This window comes from Falsiroseomonas oryzae (assembly GCF_027856955.1).
Taxonomy (GTDB): domain Bacteria; phylum Pseudomonadota; class Alphaproteobacteria; order Acetobacterales; family Acetobacteraceae; genus Falsiroseomonas; species Falsiroseomonas oryzae.
Window position 1 is genome coordinate 1 of the sequence record NZ_JAPSMD010000325.1, and the last position, 6,140, is coordinate 6,140.

At 72.8% G+C, this 6,140-nt stretch carries 7 protein-coding genes; 1 reads left to right on the plus strand and 6 read right to left on the minus strand.

The features are described 5' to 3' along the window. Nucleotides 1–988, minus strand: a 988-nt coding sequence (locus OZN99_RS23175; protein WP_270937626.1) for a CaiB/BaiF CoA transferase family protein, incomplete at its 3' end; no start/stop codon positions are given. Then, complete coding sequence (locus OZN99_RS23180) at nucleotides 975–1,679, minus strand: haloacid dehalogenase type II (protein WP_333779765.1); 705 nt, start codon at nucleotides 1,677–1,679, stop codon at nucleotides 975–977. The genes OZN99_RS23175 and OZN99_RS23180, both read right to left, overlap by 14 nt. A gap of 102 nt (nucleotides 1,680–1,781) precedes the next feature. On the opposite strand from OZN99_RS23180, the gene OZN99_RS23185 reads away from it, so the two are divergent. Continuing rightward, nucleotides 1,782–2,804, plus strand: coding sequence for a LysR family transcriptional regulator (locus OZN99_RS23185; protein WP_270937628.1), 1,023 nt, complete (start codon nucleotides 1,782–1,784; stop codon nucleotides 2,802–2,804). On the opposite strand, the gene ehuD is transcribed toward OZN99_RS23185, so the two are convergent. From ehuD to OZN99_RS23205, 4 genes are all read right to left on the minus strand, one after another. Then, nucleotides 2,702–3,379, minus strand: a complete 678-nt coding sequence (gene ehuD, locus OZN99_RS23190) for an ectoine/hydroxyectoine ABC transporter permease subunit EhuD (protein ID WP_270937629.1) — start codon at nucleotides 3,377–3,379, stop codon at nucleotides 2,702–2,704. The two genes, OZN99_RS23185 and ehuD, sit on opposite strands and share 103 nt — an antisense overlap. A 2-nt stretch (nucleotides 3,380–3,381) precedes the next feature. Beyond that, a complete protein-coding gene (gene ehuC, locus OZN99_RS23195) occupies nucleotides 3,382–4,035 on the minus strand; it encodes an ectoine/hydroxyectoine ABC transporter permease subunit EhuC (RefSeq protein WP_270937630.1) in 654 nt (217 codons plus the stop codon). Next, nucleotides 4,032–4,913: an ectoine/hydroxyectoine ABC transporter substrate-binding protein EhuB gene (gene ehuB / locus OZN99_RS23200; protein ID WP_270937631.1), complete on the minus strand. Its 882-nt coding sequence runs from the start codon at nucleotides 4,911–4,913 to the stop codon at nucleotides 4,032–4,034. The genes ehuC and ehuB overlap by 4 nt, the downstream gene beginning before the upstream one ends. A gap of 69 nt (nucleotides 4,914–4,982) precedes the next feature. Then, nucleotides 4,983–5,975, minus strand: coding sequence for an ABC transporter ATP-binding protein (locus OZN99_RS23205; protein WP_270937632.1), 993 nt, complete (start codon nucleotides 5,973–5,975; stop codon nucleotides 4,983–4,985). Between the last annotated feature and the right edge of the window lie 165 nt (nucleotides 5,976–6,140).

Sequence of the window (6,140 nt, forward strand, 5' to 3'; positions counted from 1 at the left end):
CCTCGCCGACGCGGCGGATCTCGCCGCAGGGCACGCCGGCCGCGCCGAGCGCCGCAACCCAGTGGCGCCGCGGCTCAGCCCGGATCAGCGGCGCGAGGAGGGGCAGCAGCTCCGCGCGATGCGCGACGCGGTCGGGCGCGCGGGCGAAGCGCGGATCGTCGCGCAGGCCCTCGCAGCCGGCGACGCCGCAGAACAGCGCCCAGAACTTGTCGTTGGCCACGCCGATGTTCACCCAGCCATCGGCCGCCTCGAAGGTCTCGTAGGGCACGATGGTCGCATGCGCGTTGCCGCGCCGGGCGGGGCTGCGGCCGGTGGCGAAGTAGATCCCGGCGTTGAAGGTGAGCAGGGAGGCGAGGGCGTCCAGCATCGCCACCTCCACCCGGCTGCCGCGGCCGCCCTGCAGGTCGCGCCGGCGCAGCGCCGCCAGCACGGCCTGGCTGGCGAACAGCCCGGTGACGAGGTCGGCGATGGAGGTGCCGACCTTGGTCGGCGGGCCGTCGGGCACGCCGGTGATGTCCATCACCCCCGCCTCGCCCTGGATGATCAGGTCGTAGCCCGGCCGGCCGGCATCCGGCCCCTCCCGCCCGAAACCGGTGATGGAGCAGAGGATCAGGCGCGGGTTGACCGCCTGCAGCGCCTCCCACCCCAGGCCCAGCCGGTCCAGCGCGCCGGGACGGAAGTTCTCCACCACCACGTCGGCCTGCGCCGCCAGCGCCAGCGCGGCCGCGCGCCCGGCCTCGCTCTTCAGGTCCAGCGCCAGGCTCCGCTTGTTGCGGTTGATCGACAGGAAATAGGCCGACTCGCCGCCCTGGAAGGGTGGCCCGTAGCTGCGGCTTTCGTCGCCGCGCCCGGGTTCCTCGACCTTGGCGACATCGGCGCCGAGATCGGCGAGCAGCATGGTGGCGAAGGGGCCGGAGACGACGCGGGTGAGGTCCAGCACGCGGATGCCGGCAAGCGGGGCGGGCCCCTCCGCCTCAGGCCATGACATCCGCCAGCTCCGTCATGTTCTTCACGATCAGGTCGGGCTGGTGCGGCCAGCGCGCGAAGGGGCGGCGGCGGCGGTCGATGAAGGCGGTGCGCATGCCGGCGGCCTTGGCGCCGACGCAGTCGAATTCGTGGTTGGCGACGAACAGCACCTCCTCCATCCGCACGCCCAGGATCTCCGCCGCCTTGGTGTAGGTGGCGACATGCGGCTTGAAGGCATTGGCCTCCGCAACGCTGATCACCACGTCGAAGGCGATGCCGTGGTGCTTCTTCGCCTCCTCCAGCATGTCGGGATCGCCGTTCGACAGCACGACCATCTTGTAGCGCGCGCCCAGGCGCGCCATCGCCTCCGGCACCTCCGGGAATGGCTTCAGGCGCTCGATGCAGGAGACCAGCCAGCGCACCTCGTCTTCCGTGTGCGGGATGCCGGCGCGGGTCAGCACATGGCGCAGCGAGAGATGGCCGATCTCCCGATAGGGCGTGTGCTGCCGGTGCAGCAGCGCGTCGATCATCGAGTTCTCGAAATGCGTCCGCCGCCACCAGGTGACGAACTCGTACGGGTTTCCCTTCCAGCCCTTGGACTTGAGGTAGTCGACCGAGACCTCCCAGAGACCGGTCTGCATGTCCACCACGGTGCCGTACTGGTCGAACATGCAGACCTTGATGGTGCGCTTCAGTTCCTCGACGATGGACATGGCAGCTCCGTCCGGGGGCAGGAGGTGCCAGGATGGTGGCTGCCACGTCATCCGCCAAATCGATTGTTTGTCTGGCGGCATCCACATGATGGATAATGGGGCATGCCGTCCCTCGCCACGCTGCGCGCCATCGACCTCAACCTGCTCGTCGCGCTGGACGCCCTGCTTGCGGAGCGCCACGTCACGCGCGCCGCCGCCCGGATCGGTCTCAGCCAGCCGGCGATGAGCAGCGCGCTCGGCCGCCTGCGCGCACTGTTCGGCGACGAGCTGCTGGTACGCACGCGATCGGGCATGGAGCCTACGCCGCGCGGGCTGGAGCTGGCGGAGGCCACGCGCCACGTCCTGCGCCAGGTCGCGCGCATGATGGACAGCGAAGCGGGCTTCGATCCGGCGGTGGCCACGCAATCCTTCGCGCTGCGCATGTCGGACCTGCTCGGCCTGCTGCTGCTGCCTGGCCTCGCCGCGCGCCTGCAGCGCGACGCGCCGGGCGTGACGCTGGAGGTGCGGCACCTTGCGCCCGCGGCGACGCTGGAAGCGCTGCAGCGCGACGAGTTGGACCTGGCCGTCAGCATGGGGCTGGAGCATGGCGGCGAGGTCCGCGCCATGCCGGTGCTGGCCGACCGGATGGTCTGCGTGCTGCGCGCCGGCCATCCTGCGTCGCGCCGGCCGCTCACGCTGGATGGCTTCCTCGCGCTGCGTCACCTCCGCGTCGCGATGAGCCCGACCGACACGCGCTTCGTGGACGACGTGCTGGCTGCGCAAGGCCTGCGGCGCCAGGTCGCGCTGACCGTGCCGCATTGGCTGGTGGTGCCCGAGGTGCTGCGCGCCGGCGACCTGGTCGCGGTGATGTCGGAACGGCTGGCGCGCGCCTTCGCGGGCGCGGGCTCCGGCCTGGTGCTGCGGGACCTGCCCTTCGCCTCCGCACGCTTCGACTGGTCGCTCTACTGGCATCGCCGGCACGAGGGCAGCCGCGCCCATGCCTGGCTGCGCGGCGTGGTGGCGCACACCATGGCCGGCCTCGGTCAGCCGCGCGCCAGACGCGCCTCCAGCCGCCGCAGCAGCGCGGAGGAGCCGAGGCTGAGCGCCAGGAAGATGACGCCCACCAGGGTCAGCGGCTCGGTGTAGCGGAAGGTCTCGGAGCCCAGGAGCTTCGCGGTCTGCATCAGTTCCAGGATCGCGACCGCGGAGAGCACCGGCGTCTCCTTGAACAGCGCGATCAGCAGGTTGCCGGCGGCCGGCAGGGCGGCGCGCAGGGCCAGCGGCACGACGACGAGGCGGAAGGCCTGCATCGGCCGCAGGCCGAGCGCGAGCGCCGCTTCCCGCACGCCCTTGCCGACGCTGGCCAGCCCCGCGCGGTAGACCTCCGCCAGATAGGCCGCGTAGTGCACGCCGAGCACCAGCACGCCGGCCAGCAGCGCCGGCAGCACGACCCCCAGCAAGGGCAGGCTGAAGTAGACGAAGTAGAGCTGCACCAGGATGGGCGTTCCGCGGATGGCGAGGCCCAGCGCGCGCGCCGGCAGGAACAGCGCCGCTGGTGCGGCGCCGGCGGCCAGCGCCAGCGGCAGGGCCAGCACGGCCGCAAGCGCGAAGGCTGCGAAGGTCGCGCCCACCGTCACCAGCGCCGCATCCAGCAGCAGCGGCAGGATGGCGGCCGCGAAGGCCGGGTCGAACAGCAGGTCGGGGTCGGCCGCGGGCAGCACGTTCAGACCCGCAGCGCGTAGCGCCGCTGCACCGCCGCGGCCGCCAGGGCGGTCGCGCCGGCGATGACGCCGGACATGGCAAGGTAGGCCAGCAGCACGGCGCCGAAGACCTTCGGCGCGTCCAGCGTGAGCTGCGCCAGCTGGTTGGCGCGGAAGGTCGTCTCCGCGACGGTGACCAGCGAGACCAGCGAGGTCGCCTTGAGCAGCTGCACCATCAGCGTGCCCCATGGCCGCACCAGCAGCACCAACGCCAGGGGCAGCACCACCAGCCGGAAGGCCTGCGCGCGGCGCAGCGCCAGCGCGCCGGCGGCCTCGTGCATGGCGCGCGGCACCGCCAGCAGCGCGCCGCGGACGATCTCTGCCCCGTAGGCCCCGTAGTTCAGCCCCAGCGCCACGACCGCCGTGGCGAAGGGCGGCAGCGACACGCCGAACAGCGGCAGCACGAAGAACAGCCAGAACAGCTGCACCAGCAGGGATGTGCCGCGGAAGAACTCGACATAGACGGTCGCCGGCCAAGCCGTGGCCCGCGACCCGAAGGCGCGCGCGAACCCGACCGGCAAAGCGATCGCCGCCGCGAGCAGGCCGCTCGCCAGCGTCAACGCAGCCGTGACCGCCATGCCCTCGGCAATGGCGGCCACGAGCTGGGCGGAGGTCATCGCGACGGCGTCGGCGCGCAGAGCTCCGCGGTGGTCAGCGTCGGCATGTTCTCCTCGGTCAGGCCGAAGGGGCGCAGCGTCGCCAGGTGGTCGGGCGAGGCGAGGAAGCCGCGCAGGGCCTCATTGAAGCGATCGCGCAGCGCGGCATCGGCCCGTCGGAAGGCGAAGGCGCCGTGCCCCCGCGCCGGGCGGCCGCCGATCACCGGGTCGGGCGAAAGGGCGATGCGCTCCACCCCGCCTTGCGGGCCCGCCGCCTCGATCAGCTGCGCGGCCGCGAGGCTCGATATGCCGAAGACATCCGCGCGCCCGGCCCGCAGCGCGGCGACCGCCGCCATGCCGTCCGGGAACTGCTGCACGCGCGCATCGGCGATGCCGAGGTCGCGCGCGTAGCTGCGCTGCACGGCTCCTGCCATGACGGCGAAGCGGATGTCCTGCCGGGTGACGACGTCGTCGTAGCTGCGGATGTTCTTCGGGTTGCCGGCAGGCACGATCAGGGACTGGCCGATGCCGTAGATCGGCTCGCTGAACAGCACCTGGGCGCAGCGCTGCGGGTTGACGAACATGGCGAGCACGATGTCGAAGCGCCCGGCCTGCAGCCCCGGGATCAGCGAGGCAAACTCGGTCAGCACGCCATCCATCGCGGGGATGCCCATGGCGGCGACGATCTTCCGCGCCACCTCGGCATCGGTGCCTGTCAGCCGGCCTTCGGGCGTGGCGTAGGCGTAGGGCACCTGGTTCGGGAAGCCGACGCGGATCGCGCCCTCCCGCGTTGCACGTTCCAGCGTCTGCGCCAGCGCGGGCCAGGCGAGCGCCGCGCCGCCCGCGAGTCCCAACGCGCCCCGTCGCGACAGGGCGCGGTCGAACCGGTTGTGCCTCATGGTCACGGCCTCCTTCGTCATGCCCCTCGGGGCGTTGCATGCGAACAGAGATATGGCGTGGCCGGCGGATCAGCCGGCGTGAACGGGCGGTGCGACGGGATGCGAAGGGATTGCCGCGATCGCGTCGGCATGGTGGCAGGCGACGATGCCGCCGCCGGGCGCCGGCGCGAGCGCGGGCCGGCTGGCCGCGCAAAGTGCCGTCGCGAAGCGGCATCGCGGGTGGTAGTGGCAGCCCGGGGGCGGCGCGAGCGGGCTTGGCACGTCGCCGCTGGCGAGTTCCTCCACCGCCAGACGGCGCCGCGGGTCGGGCTGCGGCACGGCAGCCAGCAGCGCGCGCGTGTAGGGATGCGCCGGGGCGGCGAAGAGGCGCGCGGCCGGGGCTTCCTCCACCAGGCGGCCGAGATACATCACCGCGACGCGGTCCGCGATGTGCTCCACCACGCCCATGTCGTGCGAGATGAAGAGATAGGCGAGCCCGCGTTCAGCCTGCAGGTCCATCAGCAGGTTCAGGATCTGCGCGCGGATCGAGACGTCGAGCGCGGAGACCGGCTCGTCGCAGACGACCAGCTCCGGCTCCAGGATCAGCGCGCGCGCAATGCCGATGCGCTGGCGCTGGCCGCCCGAGAATTCGTGCGGGTAGCGTTCCAGCGCGGCGGCATCCAGCCCGACGCGCGCGGCGGCGGCCGCCACCTTCACGGCGCGCTCGCCGCGCGTGCCGATGCCTTGTGCCGCGAGCTGCGTCTCCAGCGTGGTGCGCACCGTCATCCGCGGGTTCAGCGACGCGAAGGGATCCTGGAAGATCATCTGGAACCGCCGGCGCAGCGGCCGCAGGGCGGCGCGGCCGAGGCCCGTGATGTCGCGGCCGTCGAACAGGATGCGGCCCGCGCCCGGATCGACCAGCCGCATCGCGAGCTTGCCGAGAGACGACTTGCCGCAGCCGCTCTCGCCCACCACCGCCAGCGTCTCCCCGCGCGCCAGGCGGAGCGAGACGCCGTCCACTGCGCGCACGCCGTTGCCGTAGGTGACAGCGACATCCTGCAGCTCGAGCAAGGGCGCGGTCATGCCGGCGCGCCCGCCCGCATGCGCGCGGCGACGTAGCAGGCGACCGAATGCCCGGCCTCCGCGGCCAGCGGTGGCGGCGCGGCGGCGCAGCCCGGCTCGGCCACGGCGCAGCGCGCGGCAAAGGCGCAGCCGGGTGGCCGCGCGGCGAGAGAGGGCACCATGCCC